At 70.6% G+C, this 18682-nt stretch carries 16 protein-coding genes; 8 read left to right on the top strand and 8 right to left on the bottom strand.

All coding sequences use genetic code 11. From position 1 onward, the window contains the following. Positions 1-53: 53 nt before the first annotated feature. Positions 54-1277 carry a homoserine O-acetyltransferase gene (locus D9598_RS08835; protein WP_198366077.1) on the bottom strand — a complete coding sequence of 408 codons (1224 nt, stop codon included), beginning with the start codon at positions 1275-1277 and terminating at the stop codon, positions 54-56. A 153-nt stretch (positions 1278-1430) separates the two neighbouring features. On the opposite strand from D9598_RS08835, the gene ppa reads away from it, so the two are divergent. Then, positions 1431-1952 carry an inorganic diphosphatase gene (gene ppa / locus D9598_RS08830; protein WP_198366076.1) on the top strand — a complete coding sequence of 174 codons (522 nt, stop codon included), beginning with the start codon at positions 1431-1433 and terminating at the stop codon, positions 1950-1952. A gap of 66 nt (positions 1953-2018) precedes the next feature. Here the strand turns inward: ppa and D9598_RS08825 are convergent, their stop codons facing one another. The 4 genes from D9598_RS08825 to D9598_RS08810 all read right to left on the bottom strand — a co-directional run bounded on the left by D9598_RS08825 (position 2019) and on the right by D9598_RS08810 (position 7080). Then, positions 2019-2594, bottom strand: coding sequence for a GNAT family N-acetyltransferase (locus D9598_RS08825; protein WP_198366075.1), 576 nt, complete (start codon positions 2592-2594; stop codon positions 2019-2021). 2 nt (positions 2595-2596) lie between these two features. Then, the gene (rpoD, locus tag D9598_RS08820; RefSeq protein ID WP_198366074.1) at positions 2597-4522 is read right to left on the bottom strand and encodes an RNA polymerase sigma factor RpoD; all 1926 of its coding nucleotides are present in this window, start codon (positions 4520-4522) and stop codon (positions 2597-2599) included. 194 nt (positions 4523-4716) lie between these two features. Continuing rightward, entirely contained in the window at positions 4717-6579 is a 1863-nt protein-coding gene (gene dnaG, locus D9598_RS08815) for a DNA primase (protein WP_198366073.1), read from the bottom strand. 42 nt (positions 6580-6621) lie between these two features. Beyond that, the gene (locus tag D9598_RS08810) at positions 6622-7080 is read right to left on the bottom strand and encodes a GatB/YqeY domain-containing protein (RefSeq protein ID WP_198366072.1); all 459 of its coding nucleotides are present in this window, start codon (positions 7078-7080) and stop codon (positions 6622-6624) included. A gap of 234 nt (positions 7081-7314) precedes the next feature. On the opposite strand from D9598_RS08810, the gene carA reads away from it, so the two are divergent. The 5 genes from carA (at position 7315) to D9598_RS08785 (ending at position 14729) form a co-directional block, all read left to right on the top strand. Continuing rightward, on the top strand, positions 7315-8745 hold the full coding sequence (gene carA / locus D9598_RS08805) for a glutamine-hydrolyzing carbamoyl-phosphate synthase small subunit (RefSeq protein WP_198366071.1): 1431 nt from the start codon (positions 7315-7317) through the stop codon (positions 8743-8745). Positions 8746-8786: 41 nt separating this feature from the next. After that, positions 8787-9539, top strand: a complete 753-nt coding sequence (locus D9598_RS08800) for an SDR family NAD(P)-dependent oxidoreductase (RefSeq protein ID WP_232477029.1) — start codon at positions 8787-8789, stop codon at positions 9537-9539. 42 nt (positions 9540-9581) lie between these two features. Continuing rightward, on the top strand, positions 9582-12827 hold the full coding sequence (gene carB, locus D9598_RS08795) for a carbamoyl-phosphate synthase large subunit (RefSeq protein ID WP_198366069.1): 3246 nt from the start codon (positions 9582-9584) through the stop codon (positions 12825-12827). Between the two features lie 169 nt (positions 12828-12996). Beyond that, the gene (gene greA / locus D9598_RS08790; RefSeq protein ID WP_198366068.1) at positions 12997-13470 is read left to right on the top strand and encodes a transcription elongation factor GreA; all 474 of its coding nucleotides are present in this window, start codon (positions 12997-12999) and stop codon (positions 13468-13470) included. Between the two features lie 5 nt (positions 13471-13475). Continuing rightward, positions 13476-14729: a threonine ammonia-lyase gene (locus D9598_RS08785; RefSeq protein WP_198366067.1), complete on the top strand. Its 1254-nt coding sequence runs from the start codon at positions 13476-13478 to the stop codon at positions 14727-14729. Positions 14730-14744: 15 nt separating this feature from the next. On the opposite strand, the gene D9598_RS08780 is transcribed toward D9598_RS08785, so the two are convergent. After that, positions 14745-15224 (bottom strand): Lrp/AsnC family transcriptional regulator, encoded by a 480-nt coding sequence (locus D9598_RS08780; protein ID WP_198366066.1) that lies wholly within the window; start codon positions 15222-15224, stop codon positions 14745-14747. A 139-nt stretch (positions 15225-15363) separates the two neighbouring features. Between D9598_RS08780 and trxB the strand changes: the two genes are divergently transcribed. After that, positions 15364-16335, top strand: coding sequence for a thioredoxin-disulfide reductase (gene trxB, locus D9598_RS08775; protein WP_198366065.1), 972 nt, complete (start codon positions 15364-15366; stop codon positions 16333-16335). Positions 16336-16339: 4 nt separating this feature from the next. After that, positions 16340-17233, top strand: a complete 894-nt coding sequence (locus tag D9598_RS08770; RefSeq protein ID WP_198366064.1) for a LysR family transcriptional regulator — start codon at positions 16340-16342, stop codon at positions 17231-17233. 190 nt (positions 17234-17423) lie between these two features. Here the strand turns inward: D9598_RS08770 and D9598_RS08765 are convergent, their stop codons facing one another. Next, complete coding sequence (locus D9598_RS08765; RefSeq protein ID WP_198366063.1) at positions 17424-17840, bottom strand: OmpA family protein; 417 nt, start codon at positions 17838-17840, stop codon at positions 17424-17426. A 115-nt stretch (positions 17841-17955) separates the two neighbouring features. Then, positions 17956-18267 carry a hypothetical protein gene (locus D9598_RS08760; RefSeq protein WP_198366062.1) on the bottom strand — a complete coding sequence of 104 codons (312 nt, stop codon included), beginning with the start codon at positions 18265-18267 and terminating at the stop codon, positions 17956-17958. Between the last annotated feature and the right edge of the window lie 415 nt (positions 18268-18682).

The following is an 18682-nucleotide window of genomic DNA, read 5'->3' as shown; positions in this document are numbered from 1 at the left end:
GGGCGGGGGCGGCGAATCGCGCCCCTTCCGGCCAAGAGCTAGACCGGCGGCGCTCAGGCGGCAAGGAAGCCGCGAATGGCCTCTCCCGCCTGGGCGATGTTGGCCACGCCCTCCAGATGCCCGAGCCCGCCCGAAAGCTCGGCCTCCTGCACCGCCTGGCCGGCGGCGCGCAGCCCGGCCACCAGCTCGCGGCTGTATTCGAGGGGGAAGACCCGGTCGCCCCGGCTGGGCACGACCAGCCAGCGCGCCCGGCTGCGCGCCAGGGCCTCCGCCGTGCTGCCGTACTCGCTCAGGAAGAGCTGGTTGGCGCGCACCAGGTAGAGGAAGGAATTGGCGTCCGAGAGCCGCGCCCGCGCCGCCGCCGCGCCCTCCAGCCAGGTCTCGATGGCGTAGCGGTCCTGGATGCGCCGCGCCGGGTCCTGCCCCTCGGCGGGGCGGCGGCCGAACTGCGCCGCCGCCCAGCCGCGGTCGCGCGAATGCAGCGTCACGAGCTTCAGCGCCTCGGTCAGGCCGCGGATCGGCGGGTCGCGCCCCTGGGTGTAGTAGTCGCCGCCCCGCCAGTTCGGATCGGTGCGGATCGGCGCCGCCCAGAGGTCGAGCCAGCCCAGCATCCAGGCATCCATCTCCCCGGTGCCGATCACCGGCATGGCGCGCTCGACCATCTCGGGATAGGCCGCCGCCCATTCGATGACCTGCAGCGACCCCATGCTCGGCCCGGCGACCAGGGCCAGCCGCCTCACGCCCAGATGCTCCAGCAGCCGCTTCTGCACCTCGACGAAGTCGCGGATCGAGACCACCGGGAAGCTCATGCCCCAGGGCCGGCCGGTCGAGGGGTTCACCGAGGCGGGGCCGGTGGTCACGGTGTAGCGGTCGGGGGCGTTGAGGTTCACCAGGCTGTCCGCGGCGACGACGAAGTAGCGGTCGGTGTCGATCGGGCGGCCGGGGCCGATGACGGCGTCCCACCAGCCGAGCGGCCCGTCCGGGTCGTTACGGCCGAAGGCCTGGCCGTTGCCGCTGAAGAAATGCGTGATCAGCACGGCGTTGTCGCCGGCGGCGTTGAGCCTGCCGGCGGTCTGGTAGCCGGTGCGGATGGCCGGCAGGGTGGCGCCACCGCGCGTCGTGTAGCCCTGGACGGTGAAGTCGCGGCGCGGCACCGGTGGCGCGGCCTCCTGCGCCCCGGCGCTCCGCCCCGGCCCGGCAGCGGCCAGGGCGAGACCCAGGGGAAGACCCAGGGGAAGACCCAGGCTGGTGGCCAGCAGGCGGCGGCGGGTGGTCATGCTCGTATCCTCCGGCCGCCATGCTGCGCGACCGGCCGGGGGCCCGGCAAGGGCCCAGACGCCCAGGCATCCCAACCCGGCCTCCCGCATGGACGCCGCCGCCGGCCCCTGCTAACAGCCGTGGCTCCGACGCCAGATGATGGATGGCCCCTTATGGACGTGACCAAGCTCTCCACCGGCAAGAACCCGCCGCACGACATCAACGTCGTGATCGAGATCCCGCAGGGCAGCTCGGTGAAGTACGAGGTGGACAAGGAGAGCGGCGCCGTCATCGTCGATCGCTTCCTGTTCACCCCGATGGCCTATCCGGCCGCCTATGGCTTCGTCCCCGGCACCCTGGCCGATGACGGCGACCCGTCCGACGCCCTGGTCCTGGTGCCCGCCCAGGTGGTGCCCGGCGCGGTGATCCGCGCCCGGCCGATCGGCGTGCTGTTCATGGAGGATGAGAGCGGCCAGGACGAGAAGCTCATCTGCGTGCCGCACGACAAGATCTCCCTCGTCTTCACCGAGGTGAAGGAGATGGACGACCTGCCGAAGATCACCCGCGACATGATCGAGCACTTCTTCACCCGCTATAAGGACCTGGAGCCTGGCAAGTGGGTGAAGGTGAAGGGCTGGGGCGACGCCGCCCAGGCGGCCGAGATCCTGACCCGGCAGATCACCGCGGCGAAGTAACGGGCCCCGGCCGGGCGGGGGGATGACGGCGGTGCCTCTCCCCACCGGCCAGGGGGCGAGGCCGGGTCAGGCCAGCAGCCGCTCCGGCACCTTCAGGCCGAGGCGCAGCGGCACCGGCCAGACCTCCCGCACCGTCCGCAGCCGCGTGAAGCCCGCCGCCAGGTAGTTCGGCAGGGCGCGGGCATGGTCGGCGGTGCAGGTGTTGACCGTGACCAGCGCGCCGCCCTCGGCCCAGGCGGCATCCACCGCCGCGCGCAGGAAGGCCTTGCCGAGCCCGCGGCCCACCGCATGCGGCAGCAGCCCGAAATAGGCGATGTTGGTCTGGCCTGCGGCGGCGCGGTGCTCCAGCTCGAAGAAGCCCGCCGGCTCGCCGCCCTCGTAGAGCACATGGATGGAGACGCCCGGATCGGCCAGGATGGCGGCGATCTCGGCGTCGCTGGCGGCCCGGCGCAGCCACCAGACGTAATCCTGCCCCACGGTGTTGTAGAGGTAGCGGTAGAAGGCCACGCTGCACCGCGCCAGGCGCTCCAGCCGCAGCCCGGCCGGCAGGGCGGGCGCCGCTTCCCGGGGCGGGGCGGCCATGCGCAGGAAGGTGACATCCACCACCACCCGCTGCGCCGGCTCGACCAGGGACAGGGCCATCCTCAGCTGTCCAGGAAGGAGCGCAGCTTCCGGCTGCGGCTCGGGTGCTTGAGCTTGCGCAGCGCCTTGGCCTCGATCTGGCGGATGCGCTCGCGCGTCACGTTGAACTGCTGCCCGACCTCCTCCAGCGTGTGGTCGGTGTTCATGCCGATGCCGAAGCGCATCCGCAGCACGCGCTCCTCACGCGGCGTCAGGCTCGACAGGACGCGGGTGGTGGCCTCGCGCAGGTTCGACTGGATGGCGGCATCGAGCGGGATGATGGCCGCCTTGTCCTCGATGAAGTCGCCGAGGTGGCTGTCCTCCTCGTCGCCGATCGGCGTCTCGAGGCTGATCGGCTCCTTGGCGATCTTGAGGACCTTGCGGACCTTCTCCAGCGGCATGCCGAGCTTCTCGGCCAACTCCTCCGGCTGCGGCTCGCGGCCGATCTCGTGCAGCATCTGGCGGCTGGTCCGCACCAGCTTGTTGATCGTCTCGATCATGTGCACGGGGATGCGGATGGTGCGCGCCTGGTCGGCGATGGAGCGGGTGATCGCCTGGCGGATCCACCACGTCGCATAGGTGCTGAACTTGTAGCCGCGGCGGTACTCGAACTTGTCCACCGCCTTCATCAGGCCGATGTTGCCCTCCTGGATCAGGTCCAGGAACTGCAGGCCGCGATTGGTGTACTTCTTGGCGATGGAGATCACGAGGCGCAGGTTGGCCTCGATCATCTCCTTCTTCGCCTGGGTCATGTCGCGCTCGCCGCGGCTGACCGTGGCATAGACCCGCTTGAACTCGCCGACCGGCAGGCCGGTCAGCGCCGCGGTCTGGCCGATCTGGCCGCGGATCTGCTCCGCCTCGGCGCGCGAGCGCTCGACGAAATTCTTCCAGGATTTCTGCGGCAGGGCCGCGATGCGCTCGAACCAGGCCGGGTCGATCTCCGCGCCGCGCCAGTGGTCCAGGAAGTCGTCCCGCTTGACCTTGCTGGCCTCGGCCAGGCGCAGCACCTGCCCCTCCAGCCCGGTGATGCGGCGGTTCAGCCCCTTGAGCTGGTCCACCAGCTCCTCGATCCGGTTGTTGTGCAGCTGCACCCGCTGCACCAGCGCGACCAGCTCCTGGCGCTGCCGCTCATAGGTCTTCTCGGTGCGGGCGGCGAACTCCTCGCCGGCCGTATAGGCCTCCATCCGCTTCGACTGCAGCTTCTGCAGCTTGGTGTAGAGGTCCTCGATGGCCTCGAAGGTCGCCAGCGCCTCGGGCTTCAGCTTCTCTTCCAGGGCGGAGAGGGAGAGGCCCATGCCCTCGCCTTCCTCGCCCTCCTCGAACTCCTCCGCCTCGGCGGCGGGCGGCACGTCGGGGCTGTCGGCGGCGTTGGTCGCCTCGAGGTCGATCACGTCGCGCAGCAGCATGCGGCCGTCCTTGACCGCCTCGTGCCAGGTGAGGATGGCCTGGAAGGTGAGCGGGCTCTCGCAGAGCCCGCCGATCATCGCGTCCCGCCCCGCCTCGATGCGCTTGGCGATGGCGATCTCGCCCTCGCGGGAGAGCAGCTCGACGCTGCCCATCTCGCGCAGGTACATGCGGACGGGATCGTCGGTCCGGCCGAGGCTTTCCTCGTTGACGTTGCCGGAGCTGTCCTCCTCCTCCTCTTCCTCCTCGCCCTCCGCCTTGGCGGCGGGCTTGGCGGCGGCGGTCTCGGTGTCCTCGGGCTCCTCGGCCTCCACCACATTGACGCCGAGATCGCTCAGCATCGCCATGGTGTCCTCGATGAATTCGGAGGAGACCTGGCTGTCCGGCAGCGCCTGGTTGAACTCGTCATAGGTGACGTAGCCGCGCTCCTTGCCGCGCACGACCAGCTTCTTGACCGCCGCCGCGACCGTGTCGAGGAGCGCCCCCTCGACGGCCTCATCGCGGTTCTCGACCGTGTCGGTGCTGTTCGCGACCTTGCTCGCCATGCCGATCCGCTCCGTCTGACGCTGTCCGGCAGCCCGCGAGGACAACCGGAACTCTCGTCTGGGTCCCAGGGCCCCGCCGTGGCGGGGGCCGAATACCGCGCCGGGTTGCACCCCCGATCGCCGCCTCCATCCGGGGCCATAACGCCCCCGCACCCCGCAGCACAAGAGCACCCCGGAGATTGCCACGCCCCCGTTCAGCCGCCCTCGCCGGCGGTCTCGTCCTCCATCTCGCCGCGCCGCTGCGCCGCCAGCAATTCGTTCAGACGGATCAGGCGCCGTTGCGCCGCCGCATCGCCCGAGGCGGCGAAGTCGCGGGCCGCCTCCTGCCGCTCCTGCAGCAGCGCGGCCTCGCCCCGGAAGCGGCCGAAGAAGTGCCACCAGGCCTCGGCCACCGCCTTGGGCAGGGCATCGGCCGCGGCGGCGGCCGGCATGCCGTCGAAGCGCCGCACCCAGTCGAGCCCCTCCGGCTCGGCCTGCCGCAGGTGCCCGGCCAGGGCCTCGGGGTCCGGCGCCTCCGCCCCGCCATGCCAGGCGAGAAGGACGCCGCGCAGCCGGTCCGGCAGGCCGGAGGGCAGGTCGAGCTGCCCCAGCGCCTCCTCCACCTCGGCCAGCAGCCAGGGATGGGCCACGACCAGCGCCAGCAGGCAGCGCGCCTGCTCCAGCCGCACCCGGGCGGGGTCGATGTCCGGGCGGGGCAGGTTGAGCGGCGGCGGGGCGCCCCAGCCCTGGCGCCCGCCCGCCCGCCCCATCTCCCGACCGGCCGCGCGGGAGACAGGCCGGGCGGGCGCGGCGCGGCGGCCCTCCTCGAAGAAGCGGTCGAGCAGCTGCCGGCGGTACTCGGCGCCGAGGATCTTGTCCGGGATGCTCCCGGCGGCGGCGACCAGCCGGTGCCGCAGCGCCGCCCGCGCCTCGGGCGAGGCGCCGGGGGATTGCGCCGCCAGCATGTCGTAGAGCACCGAGGAGAGCGGCCGTGCCGCGTCCAGCACGGCCTGGAAGGCGCGCGCGCCCCCCTTCCCCACCAGCGTGTCCGGATCCTCCCCCGCCGGCAGGGTGACGAAGCCCAGCCGGCGCTCGGGGCTGTCGAGCATCGGCAGGGCCAGCTCGATGGCGGTGCGGGCGGCGGCCCGGGCGCCGGCGGCGTCGCCGTCGAAGCAGAGCACGGGCTGCGGCGTCAGGCGCCACAGCGTGGTGAGCTGTTCCTCCGTGAGCGCCGTGCCGAGCGGGGCGACGGCGCCGCCGAAGCCCGCCTGGTGCAGGGCGATGACATCCATGTAGCCCTCCACCACCACCACCGGCGCGCCGCGGAAGGCGGCGTCGCGCGCCAGGTCGATGCCGTAGAGGTTGCGCCGCTTGGAGAACAGCCCGGTCTCCGGCCCGTTGACGTATTTCGGCTGCCCGTCGCCCAGCAGGCGGCCGCCGAAGGAGACGATGCGGCCGCGCCGGTCGCGGATCGGGAACATCACCCGGTTGAAGAACAGGTCGGTGGGCGCCGCCTCGTCCTCGCCGGCCCGCATCAGCCCGGCCTCGACGAGCTGGCGCGGCTCGATGCCCTGCGGCTTCAGGTCCGCCGCCAGGGCGCCGCGCCCGCCGCCGGACCAGCCGAGGCCGAACCGGCGGATGGTCTCCTCGGTCAGCCCCCGGCGCCGCAGGTAGTCGAGCCCGGCGCGGCCCTCCGGCAGGCGCAGCCGGCGCTGGAAGGCCTCCGCGGCGGCCTCCATGACGGCATGCAGGTCGCGCTGCCGCGCCTCCCGCCGGGCCTGTTGCGGGGTCGCCTTCGGCACCTCCATCCCGGCCTCGGAGGCCAGCCGCTCCACCGCCTCGGGAAAGCTCGCGCCCTGGCTCTGCATGACATAGGCGATGGCATCGCCATGCGCGCCGCAGCCGAAGCAGTGGTAGTGGTCGTCATAGACGTAGAAGGAGGGGGTCTTCTCGCCGTGGAAGGGGCAGCAGCCGCGCCAGTTCCGCCCGGCCCGGGTCAGCCGGACATTGCGCCCGATCAGTCCCGGGAGCGGCGTGCGGAGGCGGAGCTCCTCCAGGAAATCGGGCGGAAGCGACATGGCGGTCCACCCTTAATGGGTTCACCGCCCCGATGCACGGCCTCAGCCGCCCAGCGCCGCCTTCACCATCGGCCCCGCCTTGGCCATGTCCATCGTCGCGGCGTGCCGCGCCTTCAGCGCCGCCATCACCTTGCCCATGTCCTTCACCGAGGCGGCGCCGGTCTCGGCCACGGTGGCGGCCACCGCCTCGCGCATCGCCGCCTCGTCCATCTGCTGCGGCAGGAAGCCCTCGATCACCGCGATCTCGGCCGCCTCCTTCTCCGCCAGCTCGGGACGGTTGCCCTGGCGGTACATCGCCTCGCTCTCGCGCCGGCTCTTCACCATGCCGCGCAGCATGGCGACGATCTGCTCCTCCGGCACCTGCTCCACCCCGGCCGGACGCGCGGCGATGTCGGTGTCCTTCAGCTTCGCCAGGATCATGCGGATAGCGGAGGTCCGCGCCGCGTCCTTGGCCAGCATGGCGGCCTTCAGGCTCTCGGTGAAGCGCGCGCGCAGGCTCATCGGTCTTCTCCTTCTCGCGGCCGGCTCGCCGGGAGGTGAGGCCGGCCGGCCCTGATGCGGGGCTATAAAGCCCGCCCGCCCCGGCAGGACAATGGTGAAGGGGCGACACACAGCCTCGTCGCCTGGGAAAATTCTTCCCAGAAATTTTTCCCCTATCTGCCTGACGGACGAAGAATCATCGAATGGCGTCAAGGAATCCTTGTTTTGGGAAATTTTTTCCCAGATAACCGTCCCATGCGGACCGTGGAAGACATCCTTGCCCTGATGGGTGGCGCCGAGGCGGTGGCCAAGGCCTGTGGCGTCGGCACCGAGGCCGTGCGCAAGTGGCGACAGGCCCGCGCCATCCCGCCCAAGCACTGGGCCGCCCTCAGCGCCGCCTCGGGCCTGCCGCTGGCCGTCCTGGCCGCCACCAGCCAGGACATGCCCCCCGCCCCGCAACCCGACCCGAGCCCGGAGACGACGAGCATGGCCGCTGCGACCCCGACCCCCGACGCGTCCGGCACCCCGCCGGGCCAGCCGCCGGCGGGCGCCACCGCGGTCCTGGTGCTGGCCGATGGCAGCGTCTTCTGGGGCGTGGGTTTCGGCGCGCGGACGGCGAGCGTCGGGGAGATCTGCTTCAACACCGGCATGACGGGCTATCAGGAAACCCTGACCGATCCCTCCTATGCCGGGCAGATCATCACCTTCACCTTCCCGCATATCGGCAATGTCGGCGCCAATGCGGAGGACAGCGAGAGCATCACCCCCGCCGCGCGCGGCCTGGTGGTCAAGCTCGACCTGACCGAGCCGGCCAATTACCGCGCCACCCGCCACCTGGACGACTGGCTGAAGAGCCACGGCATCCCCGGCATCGCCGGGGTGGACACGCGGGCGCTGACCACCCGCATCCGCGACGGCGGCGCGCCGAACGGCGTGCTGGCCTATCCGGCGGATGGCCGCTTCGACCTCGCGGCCCTGAAGGCGCAGGCCGCCGGCTGGCCCGGGCTCGAGGGCATGGACCTGGCGCGCGAGGTCTCCTGCCGCCAGCCCTATGCCTGGGAGGAGGGCCTCTGGTCCTGGGGCCAGGGCTTCGAGAAGAACCCGGTGCGCAGGCATAAGGTGGTCGCCGTGGATTACGGCGCCAAGCGCAACATCCTGCGCTGCCTGGCCGATGCCGGCTGCGCCGTGACGGTGCTGCCCGCCACCGCCACCGCGGAGGAGATCCTGCGCCATCAGCCGGACGGCGTCTTCCTCTCCAACGGCCCGGGCGACCCGGCGGCGACCGGCGCCTATGCCGTGCCGGCCATCCGCGGCGTGCTGGAGGCCGGCACCCCGGTCTTCGGCATCTGCCTCGGCCACCAGCTCCTGGCGCTGGCGCTGGGCGCCCGGACCTACAAGCTGGAGCGCGGCCATCGCGGCGCCAACCAGCCGGTCAAGGACCTGGCGACGGGCAAGGTGGAGATCACCAGCCAGAACCACGGCTTCGCGGTGGACGAAAAGTCCCTCCCCTCCGGGGTGCGGGTGACGCATGTCAGCCTCTTCGACGGCTCGAACGAGGGCATCGCCGCGAGCGACCGCCCGGCCTTCTCCGTGCAGTATCACCCCGAGGCCAGCCCGGGCCCGAGCGACAGTCACTATCTCTTCCACCGCTTTGTCGAGATGATCGAGAAGCACAAGGCGGCCTGAAGCGCGAGGCCGCCGCGAGAGGGAGAGCAGGAATGTCTGGGATGTTCGATCTGACCGGGCGCGTCGCCCTGGTCACGGGCGGCAATGGCGGCATCGGGCTCGGCATGGCGCGCGGCCTCGCCGCGGCCGGGGCGCGGGTCATCGTGGTCGGCCGCAATCCGGACAAGAACGCCGCGGCCGTGGCGGAGCTGGGCCAGGGCGCCTTCGCGCTCGAGGCCGATCTCAGCCGGTCCGGCGAGCCGGCGCGGGTCATGCAGGCCGCGCTGGCCGAGACCAGCGGGCAGCTCGACATCCTGGTGAACAACGCCGGCACCAACATCCGCCGCCTGCCGCAGGACGTGACCGACGAGGACTGGGCGGCGGTGATCGACATCAACCTGACCAGCGCCATGCGCCTGACGCGCGAGGCCTATCCGGCGTTGAAGGCCAGCGGCCATGGCCGCGTCCTCTGCATCGGCTCGATGATGTCGATCTTCGGCCTGCCGCTCTCCCCGGCCTATGGCGCCAGCAAGGGCGGCATCGTGCAGTACACGCGCTCCCTCGCGGTCGCCTGGGGGCCGGACGGCATCACCGCCAACGCCATCCTGCCCGGCTGGATCGAGACCGATCTGACCGCCGGCGCCAAGCGCGACATCCCGACGCTGAACGACAGCGTGCTCGCCCGCACACCGCAGAAGCGCTGGGGCAGGCCCGGCGACTTCGGCGGCATCGCCGCCTTCCTGGCGAGCGACGCCGCCGCCTTCATCACCGGCACCGCCATCCCCGTGGATGGCGGAATGTCCGTCCACGGCTGATCCCGGCCCCCGGCCGGCACTTTCGCAGATAGGGTCCCCCCGATGCCGAAGCGTACCGACATCAAGTCCATCCTGATCATCGGGGCCGGCCCCATCGTCATCGGCCAGGCCTGCGAGTTCGACTATTCCGGCGCGCAGGCCTGCAAGGCGCTGCGGGCGGAGGGCTACCGGGTGGTCCTGGTGAACTCCAACCCCGCCACCATCATGACCGACCCTGGCCTGGCGGACGCGACCTATATCGAGCCGATCACGGTCGAGATGGTCGAGAAGATCATCGCCAAGGAGCGCCCCGATGCGCTGCTGCCCACCATGGGCGGGCAGACCGCGCTGAACACCGCGCTGAAGCTGGCCGAGGCCGGGGTGCTGGAGAAGTACGGCTGCGAGCTGATCGGCGCCAAGGCCGAGGTGATCGACAAGGCCGAGGACCGGCTGAAGTTCCGCGATGCCATGACCAAGATCGGCATCGAGAGCCCGCGCTCGGCCATCGCGCACACGATGGAGGAGGCGCGCGCCGGGCTGGAGGAGGTCAAGCTCCCCTGCGTCATCCGCCCCTCCTTCACGCTGGGCGGCACGGGCGGCGGCATCGCCTACAACCGCGAGGAGTTCGAACAGATCGTCTCCGCCGGCCTCAGCGCCTCCATGACCAGCGAGGTGCTGATCGAGGAAAGCGTGCTGGGCTGGAAGGAGTACGAGATGGAGGTGGTCCGCGACAGCGCGGACAACTGCATCATCGTCTGCTCCATCGAGAACCTGGACCCGATGGGCGTGCACACGGGCGATTCCGTGACCGTCGCCCCGGCGCTGACGCTGACCGACAAGGAATACCAGCGCATGCGCGATGCCTCCATCGCCTGCCTGCGCGAGATCGGCGTCGATACCGGCGGCTCCAACGTGCAGTTCGGTGTGAACCCCGCCGATGGCCGCATGGTGGTCATCGAGATGAACCCGCGCGTCTCGCGCTCCTCCGCGCTCGCCTCCAAGGCCACCGGCTTCCCGATCGCCAAGATCGCCGCCAAGCTCGCCGTCGGCTACACGCTGGACGAGCTGAAGAACGACATCACCATGGTGACGCCGGCGAGCTTCGAGCCGACCATCGACTATGTCGTCATCAAGATCCCCCGCTTCACCTTCGAGAAGTTCCCCGGCACGCCGGCGACGCTGACAACCTCGATGAAGTCGGTGGGCGAGGCGATGGCCATCGGCCGCTCCTTCAACGAGGCGCTGCAGAAGGGGCTGCGCTCGCTGGAGACCGGCCTCTCCGGTCTCGACGACATCGGCAATCCCGGCGACGGCTCGAAGGAGGCGCATATCGCCTCGCTGGCCACGCCGAAGCCCGACCGCGTGCTGGACGTGGCGCAGGCCTTCCGCGCCGGCCTGACGGTCGAGGAGATCCACCAGGCCTGCAAGTTCGAGCCCTGGTTCCTGCGCGAGATCGAGAAGATCGTCCGCGCCGAGGAGGCGGTGCGCGCCGATGGCCTGCCGCGGGACGCGACCGGGCTGCGCCGCCTGAAGGCCATGGGTTTCTCCGACCGGCGCCTCGCCGTGCTGTCGGGCCAGGCCGAGGCGGCGGTGCAGGCGCTGCGCGAGCGGCTCGGCGTGCTGCCGGTCTACAAGCGCATCGACACCTGCGCGGCCGAGTTCGCCTCCGACACGCCCTATATGTACTCGACCTACGAGGGCGGCTTCGGCACGCCGGTCTGCGAAAGCCGGCCGACGGAGAGGAAGAAGATCATCATCCTGGGCGGCGGTCCCAACCGCATCGGCCAGGGCATCGAGTTCGACTATTGCTGCGTCCATGCCTGCTACGCGCTGCGCGACGCGGGCTTCGAGACCATCATGGTCAACTGCAACCCCGAGACAGTCTCCACCGACTACGACACCTCCGACCGCCTGTATTTCGAGCCGCTCACCGCCGAGGACGTGATCAGCCTGATCCGCCGCGAGCAGGAGAAGGGCGAGGTGCTGGGCTGCATCGTGCAGTATGGCGGCCAGACGCCGCTGAAGCTCTCCCAGGCGCTGCACAAGGCGGGCATCCCCATCCTCGGCACCTCGGCCGAGGCGATCGACATCGCCGAGGACCGCGAGCGCTTCCAGCAGCTGCTGAAGGGTCTCGGCCTGAAGCAGCCGCAGAACGGCATCGTCCGCACGCTGGACGAGTCGGTGGAGGAGGCCGAGCGCATCGGCTACCCCGTCGTCGTCCGCCCCTCCTACGTGCTCGGCGGCCGCGCGATGGAGATCGCCTACAACAAGGAGCAGCTGCTGCGCTTCGGGCAGGAGGCGGTGAAGGTCTCGGGCGAGAACCCGATCCTGATCGACCAGTACCTGCAGGACGCCATCGAGGTCGATGTGGACTGCATCGCCGACGAGGCGGGCGAGGTCTATGTCGCGGGCGTCATGGAGCATATCGAGGAGGCCGGCATCCATTCCGGCGACAGCGCCTGCTCCCTGCCGCCCTATTCCCTCTCGCCGGCCATCATCACCGAGCTGAAGGCGGAGACCGAGGCGATGGCCAAGGCCCTCAAGGTCAAGGGCCTGATGAACGTGCAGTACGCGGTGAAGGACAACGAGATCTATGTGCTCGAGGTCAATCCCCGCGCCTCGCGCACCGTGCCTTTCGTCGCCAAGGCCACGGGCGTGCCGGTGGCCAAGATCGGCGCCCGCGTCATGGCCGGCGCGAGGCTCGCCGAATTCACGCTGGATGACGAGGCGATCAGCCGCCACGTCGCGGTGAAGGAGGCCGTGTTCCCCTTCAACCGCTTCCCCAATGTCGATGTCATCCTCGGCCCCGAGATGAAGTCCACCGGCGAGGTGATGGGCCTCGACGCCTCCTTCGAGCGCGCCTTCGCCAAGTCCCAGCTCGGCGCCGGGGTGAAGCTGCCCGAGGCCGGCACCGCCTTCCTCTCGGTCAAGGACAGCGACAAGAAGTCGGTCATCTCGCTCGCCCGCCGGCTGAACGAGATGGGCTTCCAGGTGATGGCGACGCGCGGCACCGCGGCGGCGCTGCGCGAGGCCGGGCTCGGCGTCTCGGTGGTGAACAAGGTGATGGAGGGGCGGCCGCATTGCGTGGACGCCATCCGCAACGGCGAGATCCAGCTCGTCATCAACACCACCGGCTCCGGCCGCGCGGTGGCCGACAGCTTCGACATCCGCCGCGGCGCCCTGACCCAGGGCGTGCCGCACTACACCACCATGGCGGGCGCCCGCGCGGCGGTGCACGCCATCGCCGCGCTCCGGGCCGGAACCCTTGATGTGGCGCCGCTCCAGGCCTATTTTCCTCCTTCGTTCTGAAACAGAACGATCATTCGCGGGGCGGGGGCGGGTCCGGGTCGGACCCGGGCTCCGCCCGCTCTGTCTTTCCGTCGTGGGCGCCGGCAGTCGTGGAGACTGGCAAGGGCGCCGCACAACCGCCGGACATCTTGCCCGGCGGTCACTGCTGCGTATGAAGGAAGGGACTGCCGTGCAGAAGTTCCCGATGACCGCCGAGGGGCTCAACCGGCTTGAGGGAGAGCTGCGGCACCTGAAGTCCGAGGAGCGCCCCGCCGTGATCCGGGCGATCGCCGAGGCGCGCGCCCATGGCGACCTCTCGGAGAACGCCGAGTATCATGCCGCCCGCGAGCGGCAGTCCTTCATCGAGGGCCGCATCGCCGAACTCGAGAGCGTCATTCCCTCGGTCGAGGTGATCGACGTCTCCAAGCTCTCCGGCGACCAGGTCCGCTTCGGTGCGACGGTGACGATCATCGACGACGAGTCGGAGGAGGAGAAGACCTACCGCATCGTCGGCCAGCACGAGGCGGACACCAAGCAGGGCTCGATCTCGCTCTCCTCGCCGCTGGCCAAGGCGCTGCTCGGCAAGTCGGTGGGCGACACGGTCGAGGTGCCGGCGCCGGGCGGCGCCCGCGCCTACGAGATCACCAAGGTCCGTTTCCGCTGACCGCCATGCCGGGACGCAGCCTGCCGGGAGCCCTGGCCGAAGCCCCCCTCGACACCGCCGTGACCCTGGCCGAGGTGCGGGAGGCCGCCGCGCGCATCCGGGGCGCGGTGTCGCGCACCCCCCTGGTGCGCGCCCCGGCCATCGACCGGGTGGCCGGCTGCGAGGTCTGGCTCAAGCTCGACAATCTCCAGGCCACCGGCGCCTTCAAGGAGCGCGGGGCTGCCAATCGGCTGGCCCTGCTGACGGCGCGCGAGCGGGCCACCGGGGTCATCGCCATGTCCGCCGGCAACCATGCCCAGGCAGTGGCGCGCCACGCCAGCCTGCTCGGCATCGCCGCCACCATCGTCATGCCGCGGTTCACCCCCTCCACCAAGGTGGTCCGCACCGAGGGCTGGGGCGCGACGGTGGTGCTGCATGGCGAGACCCTGGCCGAGGCGGCGGCGCATGCGCATGCCCTGGCGCTGCGGGAGGGGCTGACCTTCATCCATCCCTATGACGATCCGGGGATCATCGCCGGCCAGGGCACCATGGCGATCGAGATGATCGAGGAGGCGCCGGGGCTGGACACGCTGGTCTTCCCGGTGGGCGGCGGCGGGCTGCTGGCCGGCTGCGCCGTGGCGGCCCTGGAGACGAACCCGGCCCTGAAGGTCTACGGCGTCGAGGTCGAGGGCTATCCGGCCATGGCGCAGCGCCTGGCCGGCCAGGCGGTGGCCGTGGGCGGCCCCACCATCGCCGAGGGCATCGCGGTACGCGATGTCGGCGAGACGCCCTATGCCCTGCTGAGGCGCCTGGGCATCGAGATGCTGGTGGTGCCGGAGCGCGCGGTGGAGCAGGGGATCGCCCTGCTGGCCGAGGGCGCCAAGGTGGTGGCCGAAGGCGCCGGGGCGGCCGGCGTCGCGGCGCTGCTGGCGCATCCGGCCCGCTTCGCCGGCCGGCGCGTCGGCACGCCGGTCTGCGGCGGCAATATCGATGCCCGGGCGCTGTCCAACGTGCTGCTGCGCCAGTTGCTGCGGGACGGGCGGATCATGCGGCTGCATTTCGACATCCCCGACCGGCCCGGCGTGCTGGCCGATATCTCGAAGCGCATCTCGGATGCCGGCGGCAATGTCATCGAGGTGAAGCATCAGCAGCTCTTCGGCGCGCCCACCGTGCAGTCGACCGAGCTGGAGCTGATGATCGAGGTGCGCGACGCCGTTCAGGGCCAGGCGATCGTCTCGGCCATGATGGCGGCGGGCTACGCCGTGCGCCGCGCGCAATAGGCCGCCCGGCCGGGATCACCGCTCCAGCGGCACGCCCGGCACCTCCTTGGCCGTGTGGATGGTCTGCAGCGTCGTCACCCGGCCGACATGCGCCGCCGCGGTCAGCCGGTTGGTGAGCTGGTTCTCATGCGCCGTGTCGCGCGCCACCAGCCGCAGCAGGAAGTCCCCGCCGCCCCGGATCATGTGGCATTCCCGCACCTCCGGCCAGGTGGTCACATCCGCCTCGAAGCCGGCCAGGATGGCGTGCTTCTGGCTCTCCAGCCCGACCAGGGCGAAGAAGGTGATCTCCCAGCCCAGCGCCACCGGGTCGATATCGGCGTGATAGCCGCGGATGATCCCCGCCTCCTCCAGCCGCCGCACCCGCCGCAGGCAGGGCGGCGCGGAGAGGTCCACGCGCCGCGCCAGCTCCACATTGGTCATCCGACCGTCATTCTGCAGCTCGGCCAGGATCTGCCGATCCACGGTATCAAGATTGTCGGTCGTCTCGGGCTTCATCGGAACCGTTTCATTGCTCACGCGGCGTTCGAGGCGCAATATCCTTGCACGCGCCCCTGTATTCAAGGCATCGGGTTGCGGCAGGCGCCTATCTTTCCGATATCCTGCGTCACCAGAGCGATTCCCAGGACCATAAGCCTTGCCCGAACTGCACCGCACCCGCCTCCTGATCCTCGGTGCCGGCCCCGCCGGATACACGGCGGCGATCTACGCCGCCCGCGCCGGGCTGTCGCCCCTGGTGGTCGCGGGCATGCAGCCGGGCGGCCAGCTGACCATCACCACCGAGGTCGAGAACTACCCGGGTTTCGCGCAGCCGGTGCAGGGCCCCTGGTTGATGGAGCAGATGCGCGAGCAGGCCGAGCATGTCGGCGCCGCCATCCGCCATGACCTGATCACCGCGGTCGATCTCTCCGTCCGCCCCTTCCGCTGCACCGGCGATTCCGGGGACATCTACGAGGCCGAGTCGCTGATCATCGCCACCGGCGCCCAGGCCAAGTGGCTGGGCATTCCGGGGGAGAAGGAGCTGTCCGGCTTCGGCGTCTCGGCCTGCGCGACCTGCGATGGCTTCTTCTACCGCGGCAAGGATGTGGCGGTGATCGGCGGCGGCAATTCGGCGGTGGAGGAGGCGCTCTACCTCTCCAACCTGGCGAGGTCGGTGACGCTGATCCACCGCCGCGACTCGCTGCGCGCCGAGCGTATCCTGCAGAAGCGCCTCTTCGCCCGGCCGAATGTCACCATCCACTGGGACACGGCGGTCGAGGAGGTGCTGGCCGAGACCGGCGGGCGCACGCCCGTCGCCCGCGGCCTGCGGCTGCGGCAGAAGGATGGCACGCGGCGGGAGCTGGCGGTGGATGGCGTCTTCGTCGCCATCGGCCATGCGCCGGCCACCGCCTTGTTCAGGGGGCAGCTCGAGATGGATGCGGAGGGCTATGTGGTGACGGCGCCTGATTCGACGCGCACCAGCCGGGACGGCGTCTTCGCCGCCGGCGACGTGCAGGACCGCGTCTTCCGCCAGGCGGTGACCGCCGCCGGCACCGGCTGCATGGCCGCGCTGGAGGCGGAGAAGTTCCTCGCCCTCGGCGAGGATGCCGCCCAGGCCGAAGCCGCCTGACGCCATGCCGCTGGATTGGGACAAGCTCCGGGTCTTCCACGCGGTCGCCGAGGCAGGCAGCTTCACCCATGCGGGTGAATCGCTCAACCTCAGCCAATCGGCCGTCTCCCGCCAGATCCAGGCGCTGGAGGAGGCCCTCCAGGTGCCGCTCTTCCACCGCCATGCGCGCGGCCTCATCCTCACCGAACAGGGCGAGACGCTGAACCGCACGGTGCGCGAGGTCTTCGCCAAGCTGGCGATGACCGAGGCGTTGCTGACGGAGAGCCGCGAGCGCGCCGCCGGGCGCCTCAAGGTCACCACCACCACCGGCTTCGGCGCCACCTGGCTGGCGCCGCGCCTGCGCAAGTTCATGTCGCAGCATCCGGACGTGACGGTGACGCTGCTGCTCGACGACGCCGATCTCGACCTCGCCATGCGCGAGGCCGATGTCGCCATCCGCATGCATCCGCCGAAGCAGCCCGATCTGATCCAGCGCCATGTGGCGACCTTCGGCTGGCGCATCGTCGGCTCGGCGGACTACCTGAAGCAGGCCGGCGCGCCGCAGCGCGCCGAGGATCTCGATGCCCACCGGCTGATCGTCTATGGCGACTACCGGCCGCCGGTGGAGAGCATCAACTGGCTGCTGGAGGCCGGGCGGCGTCCGGGCAGCCCGCGCCGCGCCGCGGTCGAGGTGAACAGCCTGCCGGCGATGCTGCATGCGGTGCGCTCGGGCCTCGGCCTGGCGGCCATGCCCGATTACATGGGGGAGGAGCTCAGCGACCTGGTCCCCGTGCTGACCGACCTGAAGTCGCCGCGCGTCGATTCCTACTTCGTCTATCCCGAGGAGATGCGGCACTCCAAGCGCGTCGGCGTGTTCCGCGATTTCCTGGTGTCGGAGCTGGCGAATCTGCAGTCCTGAGGCTTCCATGCCCTGAGCGCATGGCGGGACGGCAATAATCGGGCTGGGAGCATGGCGCCGCCATGCCTAAGTTGCCGGTGTCCGGCGATTTTGGCCGGGGGGTCCCAGGACCCTACGTCTCCCAGACGTGAAGCCTCCCTGTATGACTTGGCCGCCACCCGCGAGGGTTGGCGGCCTTCTTTTTGGGCGCTCAGCCCGGATCGATGCGTACCTCGACCCGGCGGCTCTCGATCGAGGACATGGCCGGCGTGGTGGCGCCCCGCCATTCGGTGCGGATGCGCGCGGCCTCGACGCCCTGCGCCTTGAGTTCATCCGCGACCACGGTGGCGCGCAGCCGGGAGAGCTGGGTATTGGCCTCGGGCGTCCCGGCCGGATCGGCGAAACCCACCACCAGCAGCGGAACCTGCGGATACGCCCGGGCCAGCGCCGCCGCCTGCCGCAGCCCTTCCCGCGCCGGCGCATCCAGTGCGCCCGACCAGGCCTCGAAATAGACCGGATAGGCCTTGCGCGTGGTTTCGACGGCCTGGGTCGTCGCGGGCCCTTCGCCCGGCGGCGCGCAGCCGGCGAGCAGGCAGGTCAGGATCATGGCCTTCGCCAAGCGATTCATGGTCATCCTCCTGCGGTCGCCGGAGTGGCGCCGCGGGACGCAGGCTAGCAAACAGCCCAGCCCCGGTCAGGCATTCCGGTCAGGCATTCCGGTCGTCCTCGGGTCCGGTGCCGCCCTAGCGGCAGCCGTCGCCCCGTCGATCGAAGTTCAGCACGCGACTGTCGCGCACCTCGAAGGTCACGGCGCAGAACTCAGGTACCGAACTTCCGCCAAAACCGAAGCCCAGGCCGAGGCCACCGCCGACGCCGCTACCCCAGCGCCCGCTGCCGCCGCCAAAGCCGATTCCGAGGCTGGGGCTCACGGTGCTGGCCGGCGCCGAGGCCGTCTGGAACTGGAGAAAGCGCCGGCCTTCCGTCTCATAGACGCGCTGCGGAACGCCGAGATCCTCGATCAGGCGCGACTCCGGTCCACCGACATAGGTCGCCATGCGCTGATCGAAGGTGCCCGCATCGGGTCCCGCGCAGGCCGCAAGGGTCAGGAGGGCAACACAGGCCATCCGAGAGGCAGAAGAGGAGAACATGGCGCGCGCCTTCCACGAGATCGGTCCGGAGGGACAATGTCTCGTCGGGCATCGCGTTTCCAGAAGGGCTTCGGCAGGCCGCGCGGGGCGGCGGAAGAAGAGCCCGGAACGACAGGCGGCCGCCACCTCACATGATGGTGGCGAGCCACCCGCCGGACAGCGCGGCAATCACCATCGACAGGAAAGCTATGATCCAGGTCTCGCTCATCCCGAACCTCCAAACGCGAAGCCTCTCTAGCATAGCTACCTATAGTTGCAATTGATTCCTTAATAAAACCGTAGCGGCGGGTGCGCCTCCTATCCTCTCTGAAGGGCCATGCCG

Source organism: Roseomonas sp. KE0001 (assembly GCF_016107285.1).
Taxonomy (GTDB): Bacteria; Pseudomonadota; Alphaproteobacteria; order Acetobacterales; family Acetobacteraceae; genus Pseudoroseomonas.
This window is presented reverse-complemented; position numbering and strand designations above follow the sequence as displayed.